At 36.5% G+C, this 21,983-nt stretch carries 22 protein-coding genes; 8 read left to right on the top strand and 14 right to left on the bottom strand.

Annotated features, from left to right (window positions below; all coding sequences use genetic code 11):
* Positions 1 to 5: 5 nt before the first annotated feature.
* Together EDC24_RS13635 and EDC24_RS13640 are read right to left on the bottom strand one after the other, a co-directional pair.
* Positions 6 to 923 carry a proline dehydrogenase family protein gene (locus EDC24_RS13635; RefSeq protein WP_124223549.1) on the bottom strand — a complete coding sequence of 306 codons (918 nt, stop codon included), beginning with the start codon at positions 921 to 923 and terminating at the stop codon, positions 6 to 8.
* A 190-nt stretch (positions 924 to 1,113) separates the two neighbouring features.
* Positions 1,114 to 1,509, bottom strand: a complete 396-nt coding sequence (locus EDC24_RS13640) for a DUF302 domain-containing protein (RefSeq protein WP_124223551.1) — start codon at positions 1,507 to 1,509, stop codon at positions 1,114 to 1,116.
* 151 nt (positions 1,510 to 1,660) lie between these two features.
* On the opposite strand from EDC24_RS13640, the gene EDC24_RS13645 reads away from it, so the two are divergent.
* Genes EDC24_RS13645 through EDC24_RS13660 form a run of 4 tightly spaced genes read left to right on the top strand, consistent with a single transcriptional unit; the run spans position 1,661 to position 4,722 of the window.
* On the top strand, positions 1,661 to 2,689 hold the full coding sequence (locus EDC24_RS13645) for a metal ABC transporter substrate-binding protein (protein WP_124223553.1): 1,029 nt from the start codon (positions 1,661 to 1,663) through the stop codon (positions 2,687 to 2,689).
* A gap of 13 nt (positions 2,690 to 2,702) precedes the next feature.
* Positions 2,703 to 3,443 (top strand): metal ABC transporter ATP-binding protein, encoded by a 741-nt coding sequence (locus EDC24_RS13650; RefSeq protein WP_124223554.1) that lies wholly within the window; start codon positions 2,703 to 2,705, stop codon positions 3,441 to 3,443.
* 15 nt (positions 3,444 to 3,458) lie between these two features.
* Positions 3,459 to 4,322, top strand: a complete 864-nt coding sequence (locus tag EDC24_RS13655) for a metal ABC transporter permease (RefSeq protein WP_124223556.1) — start codon at positions 3,459 to 3,461, stop codon at positions 4,320 to 4,322.
* Entirely contained in the window at positions 4,312 to 4,722 is a 411-nt protein-coding gene (locus EDC24_RS13660) for a Fur family transcriptional regulator (RefSeq protein ID WP_124223558.1), read from the top strand. The genes EDC24_RS13655 and EDC24_RS13660 overlap by 11 nt, the downstream gene beginning before the upstream one ends.
* Positions 4,723 to 4,754: 32 nt before the next feature.
* Here the strand turns inward: EDC24_RS13660 and EDC24_RS13665 are convergent, their stop codons facing one another.
* The 5 genes from EDC24_RS13665 to EDC24_RS13685 form a co-directional block, all read right to left on the bottom strand.
* Positions 4,755 to 7,034 carry a sensor domain-containing protein gene (locus EDC24_RS13665; RefSeq protein ID WP_124223559.1) on the bottom strand — a complete coding sequence of 760 codons (2,280 nt, stop codon included), beginning with the start codon at positions 7,032 to 7,034 and terminating at the stop codon, positions 4,755 to 4,757.
* 287 nt (positions 7,035 to 7,321) lie between these two features.
* Complete coding sequence (locus EDC24_RS13670) at positions 7,322 to 8,056, bottom strand: RDD family protein (RefSeq protein ID WP_124223561.1); 735 nt, start codon at positions 8,054 to 8,056, stop codon at positions 7,322 to 7,324.
* A 233-nt stretch (positions 8,057 to 8,289) separates the two neighbouring features.
* Positions 8,290 to 9,462, bottom strand: coding sequence for a putative lipid II flippase FtsW (ftsW, locus tag EDC24_RS13675; RefSeq protein WP_124223562.1), 1,173 nt, complete (start codon positions 9,460 to 9,462; stop codon positions 8,290 to 8,292).
* A 118-nt stretch (positions 9,463 to 9,580) separates the two neighbouring features.
* Entirely contained in the window at positions 9,581 to 11,191 is a 1,611-nt protein-coding gene (locus tag EDC24_RS13680; protein WP_124223564.1) for an ABC-F family ATP-binding cassette domain-containing protein, read from the bottom strand.
* 74 nt (positions 11,192 to 11,265) lie between these two features.
* Positions 11,266 to 12,399: a zinc-dependent alcohol dehydrogenase gene (locus EDC24_RS13685; RefSeq protein WP_124223566.1), complete on the bottom strand. Its 1,134-nt coding sequence runs from the start codon at positions 12,397 to 12,399 to the stop codon at positions 11,266 to 11,268.
* Positions 12,400 to 12,545: 146 nt separating this feature from the next.
* Here EDC24_RS13685 and EDC24_RS13690 point away from each other — a divergent pair, with 146 nt between their 5' ends.
* The gene (locus EDC24_RS13690; RefSeq protein ID WP_124223567.1) at positions 12,546 to 13,748 is read left to right on the top strand and encodes an MFS transporter; all 1,203 of its coding nucleotides are present in this window, start codon (positions 12,546 to 12,548) and stop codon (positions 13,746 to 13,748) included.
* Between the two features lie 158 nt (positions 13,749 to 13,906).
* Here EDC24_RS13690 and EDC24_RS13695 read toward each other — a convergent pair whose 3' ends face one another.
* Positions 13,907 to 14,875 (bottom strand): cation diffusion facilitator family transporter, encoded by a 969-nt coding sequence (locus EDC24_RS13695; protein ID WP_124223569.1) that lies wholly within the window; start codon positions 14,873 to 14,875, stop codon positions 13,907 to 13,909.
* Between the two features lie 117 nt (positions 14,876 to 14,992).
* Between EDC24_RS13695 and EDC24_RS13700 the strand changes: the two genes are divergently transcribed.
* On the top strand, positions 14,993 to 15,865 hold the full coding sequence (locus EDC24_RS13700) for a DMT family transporter (RefSeq protein ID WP_124223571.1): 873 nt from the start codon (positions 14,993 to 14,995) through the stop codon (positions 15,863 to 15,865).
* Positions 15,866 to 15,878: 13 nt separating this feature from the next.
* Here the strand turns inward: EDC24_RS13700 and EDC24_RS13705 are convergent, their stop codons facing one another.
* The 4 genes from EDC24_RS13705 to EDC24_RS13720 all read right to left on the bottom strand — a co-directional run bounded on the left by EDC24_RS13705 (position 15,879) and on the right by EDC24_RS13720 (position 18,265).
* Positions 15,879 to 17,561 (bottom strand): acyl-CoA dehydrogenase family protein, encoded by a 1,683-nt coding sequence (locus EDC24_RS13705; RefSeq protein ID WP_124223573.1) that lies wholly within the window; start codon positions 17,559 to 17,561, stop codon positions 15,879 to 15,881.
* A 223-nt stretch (positions 17,562 to 17,784) separates the two neighbouring features.
* Positions 17,785 to 17,874 carry a YjcZ family sporulation protein gene (locus tag EDC24_RS13710; protein WP_124223574.1) on the bottom strand — a complete coding sequence of 30 codons (90 nt, stop codon included), beginning with the start codon at positions 17,872 to 17,874 and terminating at the stop codon, positions 17,785 to 17,787.
* Between the two features lie 97 nt (positions 17,875 to 17,971).
* The gene (locus EDC24_RS13715; RefSeq protein ID WP_124223576.1) at positions 17,972 to 18,079 is read right to left on the bottom strand and encodes a YjcZ family sporulation protein; all 108 of its coding nucleotides are present in this window, start codon (positions 18,077 to 18,079) and stop codon (positions 17,972 to 17,974) included.
* A 102-nt stretch (positions 18,080 to 18,181) separates the two neighbouring features.
* Complete coding sequence (locus EDC24_RS13720) at positions 18,182 to 18,265, bottom strand: YjcZ family sporulation protein (protein ID WP_091773233.1); 84 nt, start codon at positions 18,263 to 18,265, stop codon at positions 18,182 to 18,184.
* A 193-nt stretch (positions 18,266 to 18,458) separates the two neighbouring features.
* On the opposite strand from EDC24_RS13720, the gene EDC24_RS13725 reads away from it, so the two are divergent.
* Together EDC24_RS13725 and recQ are read left to right on the top strand one after the other, a co-directional pair.
* Positions 18,459 to 18,836: an LAGLIDADG family homing endonuclease gene (locus tag EDC24_RS13725; RefSeq protein ID WP_124223578.1), complete on the top strand. Its 378-nt coding sequence runs from the start codon at positions 18,459 to 18,461 to the stop codon at positions 18,834 to 18,836.
* Between the two features lie 87 nt (positions 18,837 to 18,923).
* Positions 18,924 to 21,074 carry a DNA helicase RecQ gene (recQ, locus tag EDC24_RS13730; protein WP_124223580.1) on the top strand — a complete coding sequence of 717 codons (2,151 nt, stop codon included), beginning with the start codon at positions 18,924 to 18,926 and terminating at the stop codon, positions 21,072 to 21,074.
* Positions 21,075 to 21,192: 118 nt separating this feature from the next.
* Here the strand turns inward: recQ and EDC24_RS15545 are convergent, their stop codons facing one another.
* Positions 21,193 to 21,459, bottom strand: coding sequence for a carboxymuconolactone decarboxylase family protein (locus EDC24_RS15545; protein ID WP_124223581.1), 267 nt, complete (start codon positions 21,457 to 21,459; stop codon positions 21,193 to 21,195).
* Between the two features lie 27 nt (positions 21,460 to 21,486).
* Positions 21,487 to 21,726, bottom strand: coding sequence for a carboxymuconolactone decarboxylase family protein (locus EDC24_RS15550; protein ID WP_124223583.1), 240 nt, complete (start codon positions 21,724 to 21,726; stop codon positions 21,487 to 21,489).
* Positions 21,727 to 21,983: the final 257 nt, after the last annotated feature.

Raw genomic sequence — 21,983 nt, forward strand, 5'->3', positions numbered from 1 at the left:
TAAGTTTATTTCTTAAAAATTCCTTTTAATACAAACCAGACATTCGCCGGCCGTTCCGCTAAACGACGCATATTGTAACCAAACCAGTCATTTCCGTATGGTACATAAACTCTCATCGTATAGCCTTCTTTAACCAATTTTTCTTGAAGTTCATTACGAATCCCGTACAGCATTTGGAATTCAAATTGATCGTTTGAAATATCATGCTCTTTAACAAATTCTTTTGTAAAATCAATCATCGTATCGTCATGAGTCGCGACTGCTGTATAATTCCCGTTTTGCAGATGAATTTTGATAATGTTTTTGAAGTTCTCATCAACATCTTTTTTATCAGGGTATGCAACCTCAGGAGATTCTTTGTAGGCGCCTTTTACTAAACGAAGGTTTGGATCATACTTGTCCAATCGCTCTAAGTCATCAACCGTACGATATAAATAAGATTGAAGCACTGTGCCAAGCCCTTCATACTCCTGCTTCAACTCTTCAAAAATTTCAATCGTCATCTCACAACGCGCATGGTCTTCCATATCAATTGTGACAAAAACCCCATGTTTTTGACCTGCGTCTAAGATCTTTCGCATGTTCTCCATAACAAGTTCACGCGAAATATCAAGTCCCATTGATGTCATTTTTAGTGAAAGTTGTGACTCTAAATTTCCTTCATCTATAACACGAATCGCTTTGATACACTGTTCCGTTCTCTCACGTGCCTCTTTTTCATCGTTAACAAATTCACCTAAATGATCCAAGGTTACAACAAGACCTTTTTTATTTAATTCACGAATGGCCTCAGCCGCTTCCTCAATCGTCTCCCCTGCTACAAATCGAGAAGCAAACATCTTAAATCCATATTTTTTAGCTATTTTAGTGAAAAATTTATTGTTAGATAGAAATAGAAAAAATTTACGCATTAACTTCTCCATGATGAGCTCCCCCTTTTGTTCTCTCTAACATGAAACCGGTTTCCATTTTATCATTTTTTTGAGAAAAAAGATAATTAAATTTTTTAAAATCTTTCTCTCAAACAGGTCAACCCAATTCGCGGAAACACCTCGCCTTCTCGCGAAAGCACCACTGCAGTTTTATTCGCGAAAAAAACTCCTAAGTCAGTACTTAGGAGTTTGTCGCTTGATCAATTGCTTGAATCATTGTTTTTTCGATATCTTCAGCGAAAGCTTTCACATCAGGATTATCAATGTTTTCCATTAATGATGTCGGTCTTGGCATACCGATTTTAGTTGTACCATCCTGACTGAGGTACACGACGACTTTACAAGGTAAAAAGTAACTGACTTTCTCTTCCATACCTAACACTTCATAAGCGGCCTTAGGGTTACAAACCTCTAAAATTCGTATGGACTGGTTAAAATCATCAAACCCTTTATTATTTAAAGTTTCCTTCACATCAAAATCCCAAAGAACGCCGAACTTCACTTCTTTAAGCGCAGATGAAAGTGATTCAACTGCCTCATCAACACTTTGGTTCGTGGTTACAGTATAATCAAACATTTAATCCCTCCATTTTCATGTTTTTATATAGTTTACCCATAATAATACCAATCGTAAACATTTTCTCTAAATCGTAAACATTCCTATTTACAAATCGTAATCGTTACGATATACTCATAAAGGCTTTACTTAACAACTGGAGGAGAAAACTATGAAACTCGTAAAATTATTTAGCATGTTATTCTTTTTATCATTCTTATGGGCTTGCCAAGCTAATGATTCGAATTCAAATGAAGAAAATACGATTTATACATCTATATATCCAATTGAATACATCGCCTCAGAAATTGCTGGTGACCATGTTCAAGTTAATACTGTAGTGCCATCAGGAGCAGATGCACATTCTTATGAGCCATCAACAAAAACAATGATCGAGCTATCATCAAGTGATGCGTTTTATTTTGTTGGCGAAGGAATGGAAAGCTTCTCAGAAACGATGGCTGAGTCAGTTCAATCAGAAGACGTTCATATTTTGCGTCTAGCTGAATATGAACAGTTATTCGAAGACTTCACACAAGATGAAGGTCTGATCAATCAATCATCTGAATCGAACCAAGAAGACGAAGATGAGCACGAACACGAAGAAGATGATCATTTTGATGAGGATAACCATCAAGAGGAAGAAACACACGAAAATGATGCAGAAGACGATCACGCTCATGGTGACTTTGACCCTCACTTCTGGCTCGATCCAATTCGTATGATTGATGCAGGTGAAATTGTTTTAGACGATTTAATTCAGCTATATCCAGAACAAGAAGAAGCATTCCGTGAAAACTTTGAAGCCTATAAAAATAAAATGAACGAATTAGATGAAGAATATAACAACCAACTCGATCAAGAAGTCAGTATTTTAGTGACACACAAATCCTTCTCTTATATGGAAGAGCGTTATCCTATAAAACAGCACTCGATTCGTGGAGTTTCAGCATCACAAGAGCCGTCACAACGAGAACTGCAACAATTGTTTGAACAGATTGAAGAGTTAGGAATTGATTCAATTGTGTTTGAGGAAAATTCAGATGACCGTCTAGCTCAAACCATCGCTAACGAATTAAACTTAACAAAATATTATCTAAATAATTTATCAACACGTACTGAAGACAACGTTAAGCAAGATAAAGATTACTACGACATTATGATCGATAATCTTAATGTTTTAAACGAAATTCAACCATAAAGGGTGATTTATGATGACACAGCCCATTATTTCCGTTCGAGGCGTTCAGCATCGTTACGACCGCCAAACGATATTGAAAGATATAAAGTTTGATATTGTGGAAGGCGCTTTTGTTGGTCTTGTCGGGCCAAATGGTTCTGGAAAGACGACACTTATCAAACTTCTCTTAGGAATCGAAAAACTTCAAAAAGGACAAATTACAGCATTCGGACACCCAATCCAGAAGTTTAAAAACAAAGGCCGAATCAGTTACGTTTCACAAAAAGCAAACTCCTTTAACCGTGGATTTCCAGCAACGGTTAAAGAAGTCGTGTCGATAGGGATTGTTTCAAAAGAAAATAAACAAACCAAAGAGAATCTTGTTTATAATGCATTAAAGCAAGTTAATATGGAATCCTATATCGACCGAAATATTGGTGATCTATCTGGTGGTCAACAGCAACGCGTATTCATCGCTAGAGCCATTGTAAGCAATCCAAAACTGCTCATTTTAGATGAACCGACCGTTGGTGTTGATAGTGAAAATGTGGAACACTTTTACCGTTTACTATCGAAATTAAATAAAGAGTTAGGTATTACGTTAGTCCTTGTTTCCCATGATATTGGAGCCATTACCACGTATGTCACTGACTTATTATGTTTAAATAAAACCATTCATTATCACGGGGATCCCGGTGATTTTGAAAATATGCCAGACGAACAACGATCCAAACTTTATGGACATCGAATTCACACGATTACACACGATCATTAGAAAGGGGCGATTATCATGATTGAAGCCTTTATAAATTACACACTATTACGCAATACACTCTATGCTGGGTTACTCGTCGGATTAATAGCCCCTCTATTAGGAGTGTTTATCGTCGTAAGACGCCAATCGATGATAGCAGATGGTTTATCTCACGTAACATTAGCTGGGTTAGCATTCGGTTTATTTATGCAAAAAAAATACACCTTGCTTATGTTCACACCATTTCACACCGGGATTCTCTTTTCTGTCATCGGCGCATTAATTATAGAAAATTTAAGAGACGTCTATAAGGCGTTCCAAGAAATTGCGATTCCAATTATTTTATCTGTCGGTGTTGGCTTAAGTATCGTCTTCATAGCGTTAGCCGATGGAATCAATACAGATATTTACTCTTATTTATTCGGCTCTGTTGCCGCCATTAGTAATCAAGATCTTACACTAATTTTATGGATTTCGATTTTAGTTATTGCATTTATTTTGACTTTTTATAAACGTTTATTTGCCTTATCTTTCGATGATGAATTCGCAAGAGTCTCGGGTGTAAAAGCAAAAACACTGAATTTCTTTTTCATTCTCGTAACCGCACTAGTGGTCTCAGCTTCTATTCGAATTGTCGGAGTACTACTTGTCTCAGCGCTTATGACACTTCCTGTTGCAACTAGCATGAGGGTTTCAAATAGCTTTAAACAGACAATCGTTTATAGTATTATATATGGAGAAGTTGCTGTTGTTATTGGGCTAATCGCAGGTTATTATTTTGAAATTCCTGCTGGGGGTACGATTGTTATTACCTCTGCCTTATTACTCGGATTAACCTTATTATTGAAAAAAGTTCAACTCGTTTTAACCATTAAAAAGGATGATGAACATGCAGCTTAATCAAGCCTTAGACATTTTAAAAGACGAAGGTTATAAATACACCGAAAAGCGTGAAGATATACTTGTGTTTTTCAATGAGCAGGATGGTTACCGAACGGCTAGTGATCTATTAAATCACTTAAGCCAAAAGTATAATGGAATTAGTTATGATACCATTTACCGTAACCTGCATTTATTTAATGAGTTGAACATCTTAGAACAGACAGAGCTAGATGGTGAAAAACATTTCCGCTTATCCTGCGGTCATCACGAACACCATCACCATTTCATATGTAAATCCTGCGGCAAAACGAAAGCCATTGAAGCATGTCCGATGAACGAGTTAAACCTAAACTTTAACGGATATTTTATTGAAAATCATAAATTTGAAATTTACGGGCTCTGCCCTAGTTGTCATTAAAAGCCATTGACCGACACGTCAATGGCTTTTTATTAATGTGTTACATATAATTGCTGTACTTCTTCAAACGGCATTGGTCTTGCGAAATAAAACCCTTGGCCAATCCGACAGCCAATCGATAATAAATAATTCATTTGATCAGATGTCTCTATTCCTTCCCCTACAATATCAATCTCGCATAACTTAGCTAAATCAACCATAAAATCGACCATGTTTTTGCCATCGCTTTGGCCAATCATCGAAATAAATGATCGGTCAATTTTCACAAAATCTACTGGTAAATCGCGCATATATCTTAAAGAGCTATAACCCGTTCCAAAGTCATCAATGCTGATCATCACACCGGCTTCCCTTAACTGGTTCAACTTCGGCATATTATTATCAATATTCATTGTAATAGACTCTGTAATCTCGATTTCTAATACTCCCGCCGGAATTTGATAATCTTCTAAAATTTCAAGAACATTTGAGACAAACTCTCTTTTCGAGAATTGTTTAGCAGATATGTTGACAGAAAAACTTGGAATATGGATACCCTCATCTCTCCATTTAACATAGTCTGCACACGCTCGCTTCAACACATAATCCGTCATTGAGAAAATCAAACCAGTTTCTTCTGCAATTGGAATAAACACACCAGGCGAGATCGTCCCTTTCTCTGGGTGATACCATCTCGCTAATGCCTCCAACCCTTGTATGCTCCCTGTTTTCATATCTATTTTTGGTTGGTAGTGTAACTCAATTTCCTCATTTAAAATCGCCCTGTGTAACTCGTTTTCATAGAAATAATGCTCTAGATGATCATTCATAGACGGCTCATAAAAGCTATACGTCTCTCGATCTACTTTAGCATTTTTAAGCGCAGCATTTGCCTTTTGATATATCCCTTCAAAGTCATGATCATCCTGTGGGTAATAGGCGATTCCAATTGAAATCGTCGGATGAATAATCTCATCACGGATTGTAGTCGGTTGATTAAGTTCGTTCTTTAACGTTTGAAGTAACTCTTTTATATCCGCATAATTATTGACATTTGAAATCAAAATACCGAATTCATCGCCTTTTAACCTAGCAATGATCCCTCGTGACTTAACGACTTGCTTAATCGTTTTAGCAATTGACAAAATCACTTCATCACCGAATTCCGTTCCATACTGCTGATTTATCGAATGGAAACGATCAATATCAAGAATCATAAATGCGTGCTCTTGCTCTTTATTCTGCTCAATCTTTCGAGCAGCTTCTTCATTAAACGTATTAAAATTGTATAATCCCGTAATATAATCAAAATGTTCTAAGTAATTAATTTCACGCTTAAACTCTCTTTCAGTCGTGAAATCGCTAACCATGACCTGCATACCTATTAACTTTCCATCTTGATTATATAAATTCGAATAAGTTAATTGTAAATATTTACTCTGTCCGCCCGTATGCTTAACTTCCCGATGTTGTTTATAAATATCACCTTCTGAAGCTAGATAGGTTGAAGCCCCTTGTAGCAAAATAGGTTTAACGTTCGTGATAGGTTGATTTAAAGCATCTTGTTTAGAAATCCCTAAAATTTCTTCAGCTTGTCCATTCCAAACATTAATAAGCCCTTTACGATTGATCGCAATAATACCTAATGGGGAATGTTCTAAAATGCCATGAAGTTGATTTCTGGTAACATGTAGTATTTGATCTTTTTGTTTCGTTTCTTTTATATCGACTAAAAACCCGAAATAATTCGTCAGTTTACCATGTTCATCAAGGACCTTATGCATAGTAAAGTATCTTGGCATAACATTTCCAGATCCATCTTCCATAAACACTTCATCTTCCCAATGCCCTTCAGATTCTAACTGTCTACGAATTTTCCGGTAACTATCTTTCGTCTCAAATTGCAGGACACGCTCATAGCGTTCACCGATAATCTCGTCTACAGGTAAATTCACCATGTCTTCAAATTGTTTGTTAACTTTTAATACATAACCATTTTCATCCGTGATAATTAGACCTTGGTCTAAGTTGTTAAAAGCTTCATTCGTTAACATTATTTCCTCTTCATTGTCCTGAAGTTTTTGATAAAAATTGATATTCCGCTTCGTTTCTTTCGTAAGATAATAATAAAAGAACATGCCAGTCACAAACACATACAACCAACCTTTAAGCGATTGGACAAACGATAATGATTCTGCTCCCTCGACAAATACCTCGACTATTTGGTCCGATGTTGTGATCCATACTAACCCAATTAATAGATGCAAGATTAAAAACTTAGTTGGAAATTGCCTAAGTTGATGAATCTTTGCATCATAGAAGTTATTCCCCATTTTAATCACCTAAATTATCAATTTATATTATTATACAACAAATTGTTTATTTATTCTAAATATTTCGTCATTTATTTTATTCTTAATTATATTAATAATATCGGTTTAACTGTTTGATATTAAAGAGGATAAACAAAAAAAACCTAATAGATATTAGGTTAATAGGGCACTGGACTCTCTATAGAAATAAGCAACGATGTGGTAAATGGTTATGGTGCATTGAAATTTGCTAACAATCCACGATAAAAATCGTTTTTCTTAATCAAGCCAGAAAGAATAAAGTCTTATTAATAATACATATCTTCAACAACCCAATCTTGTTGTGGTTTCTTAGTTAAATATATTTCTACATAGAGATCATGATCTTCACCTTTTATATTAATAGCAAATTTTGATTCTCCAAAACCGTCAGCTATTTGTATATTACCAGTAGGTAGATAACCGTACCCTTCAATTCCTCCAGTTTCTCGTATAATATATTCATCATTTTCGATATATGTAATAGCAGTATTATAAGCTTCACTATTTTTCATAAATAATACAATTGAAGAAATAAACAACATAAATGTGAGTATAACAATAAAGAAAACAACTACAATTGTTTTCCATAAACTCAACTTCCTTACTTGAACTACAACTGAATTCGCTAAGTTATCTCCAATTCTCTGCTTATCCTTATTTACTGCAAACACAATTAATTCAACAGGCCATATGATTAATATTAAATTCCTTAAAAATAACCTTGTCTTTGAAGGAACCTCATCTTTATTTTCCTCATCTCTTACACCAATGCCAATAATTGATTTACCAATGCTTGCTCCTTTGTAGGAATCTTTAAAAGAATACAAAACAAAGGCAACGAACAACCCAATCCAAAATCCCCTAAAAACGAGGTTATTATTTAATCCCTCATTAATTAAGAAAAAAGTAAAAGGAACAACAACAATAAACGAAATAATAAAATGATCTATTATAAAGGCAAATACTCTACTTTTTCTCGACGCTAGTTTTAATTCTGTCAAAACTTATCCTCCCCTTTTCGTACAATATTTTCTAATATTACTGAGATTTTATAAGACTAAATGTTCACTTTCAAATTAGATTCGACAAAAAATGCGTAAATCCTTTTTTGGCATTATTGCTCACTAGATAAGGTACTATGAATCTAAGTATGTTTCAGATTGTTAATGCGCGCACGACATCCGATCACTCATTATAAAAAAACTGCCGAGATGTTCTCGGCAGTTTAAAGATTTTATTTAACTGAACGGATGCGGTTATCTGTATATGTTTCTTCGATATCTTCTACTTGATAGCCTCGTTTAATATTTCCTTTAATTGCAATGTTCATTAAGATTCCAAGTGAGAAGAAGGTAATAAGTAATGAGGAACCACCATAGCTGATTAAAGGCAGTGTAATTCCTGTAATCGGCATCAAACCTGTAATAGCTCCCATATTGATGATGGCTTGAATAATAATTTGAAAGGTAATACCTAAAGCTAATAACCTTCCAAATTGATCAGGTGCTCGTTTAGCAATTAGAATACCTTTATACATAAACACCATAAACGCAATAACTACGATCAACACACCGATGAACCCTAACTCTTCTGCAATAATCGAAAGAATAAAATCCGTATGTGCCTCTGGTAAAAAGCCAGCTTTTTGAACGCTATTAGCCAAACCGACACCACTGAATTCTCCAGATGCTATGGCAATCAAAGAATGTACTAACTGATAGCTTTCGCCTGATGGGTCCTGAAAAGGTTCTAAAAACGACGTTACCCTGGACTTACGATAATTCGCACCGAAAATTAATAAAGCCACACTTCCAATCGCCACAGTGGCTAAGCTAAATAAATGAATGAAACGGGCGCCTGCAAACAACAATATAATTCCGCACGCCGCGATAATAGAGGTAGCTGTTCCTAAATCGGGTTGCGCAACAATTAGTAAGAAGACTATGATCAATATGATAAGTGGTGGTAGTAAACCGTCCTTAAAACTATGTAGCCTGTCCTCTTTTTTAGTCAGAACGTGAGCAAAATAAAGGACCATCCCGATTTTAGCTAATTCAGAAGGTTGAAATAAGAACAATTGGAGATTAATCCAACGTGTTGCACCATTAACCTCAACACCCAGTCCAGTAAATGCTACAAGCAATAATAAAACAATGGTCGTATAAAGCAATACCTTCGTTAATCCCCTTAAACTCCGATATGAGAAAATACTCATAAATAAGAAGACTATTAAACCAAGCATTAACCACATGCGTTGCCGTTTGAAGTAGTGAGCTGGGTCATTAATATTAGGATCTAGGCCCGCTTCTACAAAACTCGCACTATACACCATGACGAGTCCGAATAAAGATAATAATATAATAATCGTGAATAACGGATAATCTATATTTCGTAAATGTTTTTTCAATCCCAACACCGTCCTAGTTATATCTTAACTGAAAATTCCATTTAACGGAATAGGACTTCTAGAGGTTTAAGAAGTAAAATAAACCCTTCAGTCAAACTAAACTGAAGGGCTATCACTTTTATATAGTAGGTTGCGTATTAATTTTCTTCACATCATCTAAATATTCTTCATAAGACATCGACTTATCGATGATGCCTTCATCTTTGATCTCTATGATGCGGTTCGCAATCGTTTGGATAAACTGATGGTCGTGGGAACTGAAAATAACAGACCCTTTAAATTTAATAAGACCATTGTTTAATGATTGAATCGACTCTAAATCTAAGTGGTTTGTTGGATCATCTAGAACAAGCACGTTAGCATTACTCAACATCATTCTAGATAGCATACAACGTACTTTTTCACCACCGGAAAGAACGCTAGCTTTCTTAAATACATCATCACCGCTAAACAGCATACGTCCTAAGAATCCACGAATAAATGTCTCCGTTTCATCTTCAGGTGCGTATTGGCGTAACCAATTAATTAGACTAAGATCTGATCCTTCAAAGAACGGTGAATTATCTTTAGGGAAATACGACTGAGATGTTGTCACGCCCCATTTATATGAACCTTCATCAGGTTCCATTTCACCCATTAAGATTTTCATAAGTGTCGTAACCGCTTGATCGTCACCTAATAACGCCACTTTATCGTCTTTGTCTAAACGGAAAGATACGTTATCGAGCACTTTTTTACCGTCTACAGTTTTACTAATGCCATTAACTTCTAAGAGGTCATTACCAATCTCACGTTCAGGTGTGAACGCAATGTAAGGATATTTTCTTGAAGAAGGCTTAATGTCATCAATCTCAATTTTGTCTAATAACTTCTTACGAGACGTTGCCTGACGTGATTTAGACGCATTGGCACTGAACCTGGCGATAAATTCCTTTAACTCTTGAACTTTCTCTTCTTTCTTCTTGTTTTGCTCTTGCTGCATCTTAAGCGCTAATTGGCTTGATTCGTACCAGAAATCATAGTTACCGACATAAAGCGTAATTTTTTCAAAATCTAAATCCGCAATATGCGTACACACGTTATTTAAGAAATTACGGTCGTGAGATACGACAATAACCGTATTTTCAAAGTTAATTAAAAACTCTTCTAACCATCTGATCGCTTGAATATCTAAGCCGTTTGTCGGCTCATCAAGTAATAATATGTCTGGATTTCCAAATAACGCTTGAGCTAAAAGGACTTTAACCCTTTGTGCTTCCGTTAATTCAGACATCTTCTTAAAATGAACCTCGTCTTCGACACCAAGCCCGCGAAGTAATGTTGCTGCGTCGCCTTCAGCTTCCCAGCCGTTTAGTTCTGCAAACTCACCTTCAAGCTCAGCAGCGCGCATCCCATCTTCTTCAGTAAATTCACCTTTAGCATAGATGGCATCTTTCTCTTGAATAATCTCGTGTAGACGCTCGTGACCCATCATGACAACGTCTAACACATTTTCGTCCTCATAAGCGTAGTGATCCTGTTTTAAGACCGCAATTCGCTCATCTTTCCCTACTGATACATGGCCTTCTTGAGGCTCAATTTCACCAGATAATATTTTTAAAAACGTTGATTTACCAGCGCCATTTGCGCCAATCAACCCATAACAGTTTCCATTGGTAAACTTAATCGAAACATTTTCAAATAACTTACGACTTGGAAAACGTAAGCTGACATTCGTTGCTTGTAGCATAAATACAAATCCTCCACATCAATTAATCACTTTTATCATTATAGCATCTTTTAAGAGGATTTGACGAATTTTACTCATGGCTTTAATACAACTTTAATACAATCATCTTTACGTCCATTAAAAATCTTATAACCATGCTCCGCATCATCTAACGAAAGCTTGTGCGTAATAATGTCAGTTGGATTAATTTTTTCATCTACAATCATGTCATATATTTTTGGCATAATCGGGATGACCGGAGCTTGTCCCATTTTTAACGTCACATTCCTTGAGAAAAATGCGCCAAGTGGAAAAACATTATAATTGCTACCATACACACCTGTTAACTGTACTGTACCAGCTTTTTTCACAGCCTTTGTAGCAATTTGAATCGGTCCAAGCGTTCCACCTTGAAGTTTTAGTTTTTGTTCTAAAAACTCAAGCGGAGACTTCTTCCCATCCATCCCAACACAGTCAATAACAACATCTGCGCCACCTTTTGTAATTTCTTTTAAGTGCTCACCCATATCAGGGAACTTCGTAAATTCATACACCTCAACGTTATTCGTTTTCTTAGCATGATCCATACGATAATCTAAATAATCAATCGCAATAACACGCTCTGCTTTTTTCATCCAAGCAAATTTCTGAGCCATTAAGCCAACCGGACCACACCCTAAAACAATGACCGTATCACCTTCCTTAACGCCTGCATGCTCCACACTCCAATATGCAGTGGGCAGGACATCAGATAGGAATAACAATGATTCATCTTCCATTTCGTTGTCTTCTGGCACAACAAAAGGCGTGTAATTACCAAATGGCACTCTTAAGTATTCTGCCTGTCCTCCAGGGTAATTACCGAATTTTTCAGTATAGCCAAACAAACCTCCTGAATCATAATGAGGATTTGAATGGTCACACTGGCTCGTTATGCCTTGATCACAATATGAACAACGACCACAAGAAACATTAAATGGAATGATCACACGGTCACCTTTTTTTACTTTGGTAACCTCTGGTCCTACTTCCTCAACAATTCCCATCGGCTCATGGCCAATAATATATCCCTTAGGTAAAGGCATATTCCCTTGATATAGATGTAAGTCAGAACCACAGATCGCGGTTGACGTAATTCGTACAACGATATCATCTTTCTTTTCAATCGTTGGATCATCTTCATTCGTAACATCTACGTGATAAGGCGACCGATACGTCACAGCCTTCAATATACTCACTCCTTGTCATGTGTACTCATCATAGTTTTCCATTGAACACGGGGTTTATGCTTTTTCCTTATTATCCCTTTTATATAAAAACTTGAAATGATGCACATTAAATAAAGAAGCAAATATTGAAGTATGAGGGTATGTCCATGAAAAATAACGTAAGCGTATGGTGTATCATTTCGATGGCATCGATTCCTTTAGTGATGACACTTGGGAATTCGATGCTAATCCCTATATTGCCTATTTTTGAAGAACAATTAAATATAAATTCCTTTCAATCGAGTTTAATAATTACGAGCTACTCCATTGCTGCTATTTTATTAATTCCTATTGCAGGATACTTATCAGACCGCTACGGAAGGAAAAAAGTTATTATTCCAAGCCTACTTCTAACCTTAATCGGAGGATTAATAGCTGGCATAGCTTCTATGATGAGTAGCGTTCCTTTTTTGTGGATTATATTAGGACGAATTTTACAAGGGTTTGGTGCAGCAGGCGCCGCTCCGATTGTCTTGCCTTTAGTGGGAGATTTATATAAGGACAACGATGAACAAGCAAGCTCTTGTCTGGGCATTATTGAAACCTCCAATACTTTCGGCAAAGTTTTAAGCCCTATTGTCGGTGCTGCACTTGCGGTCATCGTTTGGTATATCCCATTTTTTGCGATTTCAGTTTTTAGTTTAATCTCTCTTATTTTTGTGTTCTTTTTTATCAAAGTACCTAAAGACAATGAGCCAAAAGATTCGTTAAATCAATTCTTGGCTCATGTAAAAGATATTTTTATACGCGAGGGACATTGGCTTTACGTGGTATTTGGAATCGGTGCCTATTCCATGCTTATCTTGTTCGGGATTTTATTTTACTTATCGGACATATTAGAGAAACTTCATGATATTGAAGGGGTGAAAAAAGGTGTAATTCTAGCTATACCCTTACTTGTGCTTTGTTTAGCGTCATTAGTTACTGGTAAAAAAATTAAAGGTGATTTAGTCTTCATGCGTTATATTTTGTTAGTTTCATTAGGACTGATCTCAATCCTTTCACCTTTTGTCGGATTTTTAGAAGAACAAGTTCGGACACTTCTTCTCATTACAAGTGCAATTGGACTAGCAATCGGAGGCTTATTACCAACGTTAGATGCCATGATTACCGAAAATATCGAAAAAAAGGAACGTGGCACGATTACATCACTTTATAGCGCAGCACGCTTTATCGGCGTAGCAGCCGGCCCACCTTTAATCTCTATTTTTATGAAAGACAGTTTAGCTGTCGCAACCATAATGAGCGGCATTTTAGGGGCGACGATTTTAATTTGTGTACTTCTTTTTATTAAACCGAATGCGCAGTAATTTTAAAAAAAGATCTGAAAAAAATTATTTTGAATCCTATTCGACATGATTCGTACTTAATATTTCTGAAAAAGGGTCTATACTCTGTTCCAAAGCGTCTAAACAAGCTTGAAAAGGATCTGAAATAACGAAGACGCCTGGATATTCCAGGCGTCTTTTCATTCTTTATCTTTTTGATCTTTTAATTGATAATCTTGATCTTCGTCAGACTCAATAACCCCAATGGTCGCATCATCAATATCCTTATCCTCTAATAATAAATCGACGACCTCGAATTTAATATCATCAGCTTCTGCCAAAGACATTCCTTTCTCTAATTCGATATAGCTTTCGACATGGTACTGCCTTCCTTCTTGTAAGACACGTAATTCATGGATGTCTTTTACTTTAGAATGATCTAGCATAATTTTAGCAACTTTATCCTTAACTCTTTTGGGAGCTGCAACCCCGACTAACCCAATCGTGTTTTCATAACCGATTTTGATTGCGATACCGATTAACAGAAGCCCAATCAAGATTGTACCGATACCGTCGACTAAATAATTACCCGTAAAATTAGCAATAATAATTGCAATTAAAGCAACAAGTGCCCCTAATGTTGCTACGATATCTTCATAAAAAACTAGCCTCGTCGGCGGGGATGAGTACTTCACATTTTTAATAACTGTTTTAATAAATCCTTTTTGGGATGTGTCAACATCTGACTCAGCCACAACTTCTTTCATTACCTTGTATAAAACATAACCATCGACCACAACCGAAATGACTAAAATACTAACATTTAGCCAAAAGTTCTTAGATTCTTTAGGGTGCTGTAAAATTTCCCAACCTTTTAAAAGCGTTTCATACGCCATGATCGATACGACAATCACAGCCAACAGAACGAATAAGTTCACGACACGATTAAAGCCAGCTGGAAAACGTTTCGTTGGTTCTTTTTCAGCTAGGGCACTTCCGAAGTAAACCATCCCTTGGTTAAGTGCGTCTGCAGATGAATGAATTGCTGTGGCAAACATCGATCCGCTTCCACTTATAATAGCTGCAATCCATTTAGCGATGGCTAAACCTGTATTACCTAACGACGCAATCCCCGATGATGTATTACCTTTCTTTAAAAGTTCCCACATAACATCCCTCTTCTCAAATTATTAATAGCCTTATTTTTGCACAAATCACTGAATTGATACTTCATAAGGCAAGCACCAAACAATACAGCCACAATATACTAAATATAGGTGAATAACATGAGATTGTACGTCGCATTAATTAGCTTAAGCATCGTCTGGGGACTGACGTTCATTTTAATTAAAGTCAGTGTGGATGACACAGGGGTATGGGGCATGGTTTTTCTAAGGTGCTCTTTAGGAGCGCTAGCACTCTTACCTTTTTGTATATTTCGGATCAAACGTTTAAAACTTTCCATACCTTATAAACACTTAATCATCTTAGGAATTTTGAACGCAGGCATACCTTGGGGATTGCTTGCCTGGACTGAAACAGCGATTAACAGTAATACGACATCCGTCATCAATGCCCTAACACCCATCTTCACAGCATTAATTGGATTTTTATTTTTCCAGAAAAAATTAATTAAAAAACAATGGTTAGGGATTTTAATTGGCTTTTTCGGAATCATTGTGCTAACGGAGTTTCAAATCCATCAGCTACTAGGAAGCGATTTTATCGGCATTGGGACAATGGTATTAGCCACGATTTTTTATGGATTTGGTTCACAATATCTTAAGAAAAATCTCCAGCATCATGACTTAATCGTCACCATTACGGTTTCGTTGTTTGTTGCATCAATATTTGGTCTAATCATGTCTTTATTCCTAAATGACTTACCACAGTTTGCATCCTTTGATTTTGAAACATCTTTAATCGTTATCGCATTAGGCGTCTTCGGATCAGGTTTAGCTCACGTTTTGTTATATTACATGATCTTAAATGGCACACCTGAGTTTGCCGCAACAGTGGCCTACATCATTCCAATAACCGCCATCATTTCAGGGTTCTTTATTTTAAACGAATCCATTACCCTTAATTTACTGATCGGAATGTTATTTATTTTTACAGGTATTTATATAACAGGAAGACATAATCCCTCCAATACGTAGAAAACCCTGTATCTTAAGTCGATACAGGGTTTTTAGCATTAACAATTAAGTCAAAATGTTTTAATGATAAAGGATTCAATTGATATTTTCTGGAGTTAAACGTTTGTTCTATAAAAACTTCTGCGACAGCAACATCTCGCTCATAAATCTCACCTTCTTGAACTTGCTGAAGAGCCACAACCGCTTCAAATATATCCGACATATCTTTGGCTAAATGTTTGGGATACATCAATTGCGCTTCTTGATCCATTTGTGCTAACTCTTCTAAGGATTGCTTTATTTGGCCAAGCGCATTCACAACAGGTTGCTTTAATTCAGATAACTGAGGACTTAACTCTTCTAAACGTTCGTGCATATCTCGAACAAACAATTCATGTACGTTAAAATTATGAATTAACCGTAACACTTCGAGTCCTAGAATGTTCGCGGTTCCTTCCCAAACGGTTAACACTTGGGCATCACGCAACAATCTAGACGTGACAAAATCCTCAATATAACCATTTCCACCATGCATTTCAATCGATTCATGCGAAAATTCGATCGCCTGCTCGGCCGTTTCCTTTTTCATAATCGCAATATATAAGCGAAGTAAAGCCCGTTCTTGTTCTGACGCATCAGAGCCTTTAGCCATCACGTGGTCAAACAAGTGAACCACATCAAATGTAGCATAAGTTTCTACTTCAAGTTTTGTAGCAAGTTGAACAAGCGTATCTTGAATCATTGGGTAGTTCGTCAGTTTATGACCAAATGCATCACGATTAATGGCATAATCCCTCGCTTCATCATAAGCTCGGCGCATTATCCCAAGTGATGCAACCGAATTACACACTCTCGATAAATTCAACGCCTCCATCATATACTTAAAGCCTTTTTTAGCATCGCCCACTAGATAAGCTTTAGCCCCCTCAAACTCAATCTCAGCAGATGGCACAGCACGAACGCCTAATTTGTCCTTGAGTCGACGAACCTTAATTTGGTTGGCTTTCCGATTTTCTTCCCATGGAACTAAAAATAAACTTAGCCCTTTTGTACCAGCTGGTGCCCCTTCCATTCGCGACAGCACCATCGTTACACCGCACATACCTGAGTTACTGGCAAAGTATTTTTCCCCATATAACCGAAAGCATCCACCATCTTCAACCGCTTCAACGACATTCGCACCAACATCAGACCCACCTTGCCGCTCGGTTAAAAACGTCGCGCCTTCGTATAATTCAACGTCTCCCGTTGACAATACATGAGGTAAAAAGCGACGCTTCAACTCTTCATCCGCATAGTGATCAATGAGGTAAGCCGTTGCCATCGTTAACGTCACCGGACAGTAAAAACCAGGCTCTGATTTAGACAACAAGTACCCTTGAGCATAAGAGTACATATAATTCCCCTTATGCCCAAGCTCTGGAATATCTTTATGGACATAGCCAACAATACCAGTGTTATAAGTCTCTTCAACCGTTTTTAAATAGCCTTCATTAACCCAAATATGATTAATTTCTTCGCCCATTTTATTGTACTTAATCAACCGCGGCTGGCCTTCTCGATCCGTATGCACCGCACGTTCATCAATCTCATTCGCCACCCGTTCTCCAAAATCATCTAATTCATCATCTGCATACTGATAAAAGTCATCCGACAAATACTGCTTCATCAATCGCTGAATTACCGGATCGTTCTTGTAAAAATTTTTTCTTGCCATACTATACCGTCCTTTCTTGTTAGACAATTATTTTCACAATATTCTTTAAATTAAGTTTAACATTAACGTTAACGTAAAGCTCAATATGTTTAGAGAAAATTTTAGGCCTGTCCAATTTTTACTATCGGATTTTGAACGTTTACTGACGGATTTTATACTTTTACTGTCGGATTTATAAAAAAATAAAAAGGCTGCGATTCCTCGCAGCCTTTCCTTCCTCATCTTAGTACCAAGCAGCACCAACAATAATTAGTAAAATGAACAATACGACAACTAGCGCGAAACCACTGCCGTATCCGTGTCCTCCAGACATGAGCATTTCCTCCTTTATGCATTTTCATTATCAATATATGTCCCTTTTTATATATTGATAAGGCGAATGCACAGTTTAAAGATTTTTTATTTTGCTTCTAGCAATAAAATGCGGCACCTACAATGATCAACAAGATAAATAATACGACATAAAGCGTAAAATTATTGTAACCGTATCCTCCAACACCATATCCGCAACCAAACATTCAGTAAACTCCCTTCTGTATTTAATTTAAGGAGATGATTGATTTAACTGCTAAACAATTATGAAATGGGCCAGTTGAAATTGACTTCACACACTTATCGGTTTAATACCAAGCTGCACCGACGATAATTAACAGAATGAACAGTACTACAATTAACGCAAATTTTTCACCATAATTGTACCCCATCAGGTCAGCCCCCTTTCCATAATCTTAAAGAGTATCTCTCTTTCTAGTTCTATATCTATGTATTAGACGATAGATTGTATAGACTAATAACCTACCAATTAAATTTTCTTTTAAAAAAAGTTAACCGAACACTTGTTCTTGTACAGATAAATGTGTATACTAAAGTTAGAACCTACGAAAGGGGACGACTATAATGTTGAAATCTTGGGAAGCAGCCTATATAGCTGGAATTATTGATGGGGACGGTACCATTTCTTTAAAAAATACAGAATCAAACCCGGTCATTACCATTACATCACCAGATCTAAACATGCTCGTTTATATTCAATCAATCTTACCAGGGAGTTTATCTAGTAAGAAAAGTACTATTTTAGAGAATCCGACTTATCTCTATACAATCGAGATCAAACAAAAAGTAAGTGTCTTGCAGGCATTAAAACAAATTAAACCATTTGTCCAAGCTGAACACAAAAAAGCACAAATCGATACAGTGCTTCAAAAGTCTCAATCCAAACGATTGCTACACCCGAAAAAAGCTAAGCACAACCTTTATGTTTTAGAACGTGCTTAAATCAGACTTAAAATTCTCTATATGACTTTATTTTTGATTTCAAACAAAATATCATTAATATAAAGTACCAATTAGAGGATGAATTTCATGATCAATCAAGCGATTAATAAACTAAACGACTATTTTGGGTATACGTCTTTTCTACCAGGTCAGCAAAATACAATAGAATCAATTATTAACGAACATAATACATTAGCCATTATGCCAACCGGTGGCGGGAAGTCGATTTGTTATCAAATCCCTGCACTTGTCACAAGTGGGACAGGTATTGTGATCTCGCCACTAATTTCGTTAATGAAAGACCAAGTCGATGCCTTACAAACACTAGGTATTGATGCCACATACATTAATAGCTCACTTACGCCTCAGGAACAGGAAGAACGCCTTCAAAATATTATACGAGGAAAATATAAACTCATATATGTCGCTCCAGAACGGTTCGAATCGAGCCAATTTATAGATACCTTAAACAAGATTCCTCTATCACTTATAGCCTTTGATGAGGCACACTGTATTTCACAATGGGGTCATGATTTTAGACCAAGTTACAGATCAATCACAACAAATATCCAACAACTCACTTCACTACCGCCCATAATTGCATTAACCGCAACGGCGACAGATTCCGTGATTAAGGATATACAATCGATTTTGAAAATCCAGCCCAATCACACTGTTGTAACAGGATTTGCTCGTGAAAATTTATCATTTAATATTCATAAAGGCGTCGACAAAAGGGAATTTATCACTAATTACTTAAAGTCACACCAACAAGATTCCGGAATTATTTATACACCTACTCGCAAGAAAACAGAACAACTATATGAGTATTTAAATAGGCAAAACGTTCAAGTTGAGCGTTATCATGCGGGAATGTCTGAAGTTGAACGTAAAGAAGCCCAAACGAAATTCATTAATGATGATGCCAACGTTATAGTGGCTACAAGCGCGTTTGGTATGGGTATTAACAAATCCAATGTTAGATATGTCATTCACTATGCCCTCCCGATGAATGTCGAATCATACTATCAAGAAGCTGGACGGGCTGGTCGTGATGGTGTCGATAGTGAATGTCATCTCTTATACTCAGGACAAGATATACAGATTCAAAAGTTTTTAATCGAACAGTCAGTGCTAGATGAAGATCATAAACATAGAGAGTATCAAAAACTCCAAGATATGATCAGCTATTGCCATACGAATAGATGTTTACAACAGTACATATTAGAGTACTTTGATGACCCGAAGGACCCTGGTGCTTGCGGAATATGTAGTAACTGTCAGCAATCTGATAATCAAGAGGATATTACAAAAGAAGCTCAGATGATTTTATCCTGTGTGAAGCGGATGGGTGAACGATTCGGTGTCAGTTTAACGGCAAAAGTCTTAAAAGGATCCAAAAGCCAAAAAGTCATAGATTTTAATTTTGATCAACTTTCTACTTATGGACTTCTCAAACCGTATACGGAAAAAGAAATTACGAATCTAATTAATTATTTGCTAGCTGACGATTATCTCATAATTACAGACCATAAGTTCCCTGTATTAAAATTAACGCCACAAGCCATAAACGTCCTAAAAGGAGAAGAACAAGTCTGGATCCAAGCACAGGAAAAGCCTCATAAAGTCCAAGCAGATTATTCGGAAGAACTTTTTGAGAACCTACGAAAACTCAGAAAAACCATTGCAGATGAAAACGGCGTCCCACCTTACTTGGTATTCTCTGATGCAACGTTAAAGGAACTTTCAACATATGTACCAGTTACCGAAACAGCCATGCTCTCAATTAAAGGGATCGGAGCAAAGAAATATGAACAATTTGGCGAACTGTTCTTAAACGAGCTCAAACAGTTTCATGAAGAAAATGAAGATAAATTAAATGAACAACCTAATCAAAATCAAGCCAACCCTTCTGGATTCAAGAAAAAGACAGAAGATGATGATCGACCAAGCCATCTCATCACTTTTCAACATTTTCAAGATGGCAAAGACATTGACGACATTGCGCAAGAAAGAAACCTATCATCTCAGACCATTACCAACCATCTTTTTAAGGCTTACAACGAAGGATATGATCTTGATTTAACTCATTTTTTTACTGAAGACGAAGAAAATCTTGTTCTCGAACAAATAAAAGATCAAACAGACATTAAATTAAAACCTATTAAAGAAGCACTACCTGAACATATCACTTACACAAAGATTCGAGCAGTATTAACTGTACATCAAAAAACTTAATTCCGAAAATGTCACCACACCTAAAACCCCAGTTAACCTACTTTCTTAAAGAAAGGCCAACTGGGGTTTCTCATCAAATAACAACTCTGTTAATCCTATATCGATTAATACGACTCGTCTAAAAATCTTTTTCCAATCTCACACTCAAACCTTCAGCCATCCTGTTTACAAAATTGAAGTACGATGTGATCTGGCAAATATCAAGAACCTCTAAATCTGAACAACCCATTTCTTTCAACTGATTCACATCTTCATCAGATACAAGATTTGGTGTAGACGTTAGCTTTAGGGCATATGACAAAATAGACATTGTCTTTTCATCTAAATCAGCCTGTCTATAATCATTTTTTAGTTGTTTGACAAGCTTTTCATCTTTCGTTAGCAAATAGAGCGCCGCCCCATGATGTTCCGTTCAGTAAAAGCATTCATTTTCAACTGATACAACAGTTGCGATCATTTCTCGAACAGAACGTTTTAATGGAGATTTCCCGAACATGATGACTTTATAGTAGTTTAGGTGCGCTTCCAAAGATTCTGGGTTCAAAGAATGAACCTTTAAAATGTTTGCCATCTTTCCATTAAATTGTTCATAAAGTTCTTTTAATTTACCCTCTGCGTCACTAGAGTCAATCATCTTAATCCGCGATTCCATATTGCTCCCCTCCTTTAATAGTTATTCAAATTATAAATGCACTGAATTGAAATTTCTACACATGAAAGTGTAACTATTTTTGCGTTCTTTAGTGATTTAAACTATACAAGCTTACCTTCAAGGCCATATATTATTATTGATTAATAAATACTAGGGAGTGATTGTCCTTGCCATTCTTTAGACACCCCTCTGGATTTAATCCACTTTACCGCTTTCCACATCGCCGAAGAAGATCCAGGCCCTTTTTTGGATTTAGA

The organism is Aquisalibacillus elongatus (genome assembly GCF_003843875.1).
GTDB lineage: Bacteria > Bacillota > Bacilli > Bacillales > Alkalibacillaceae > Aquisalibacillus > Aquisalibacillus elongatus.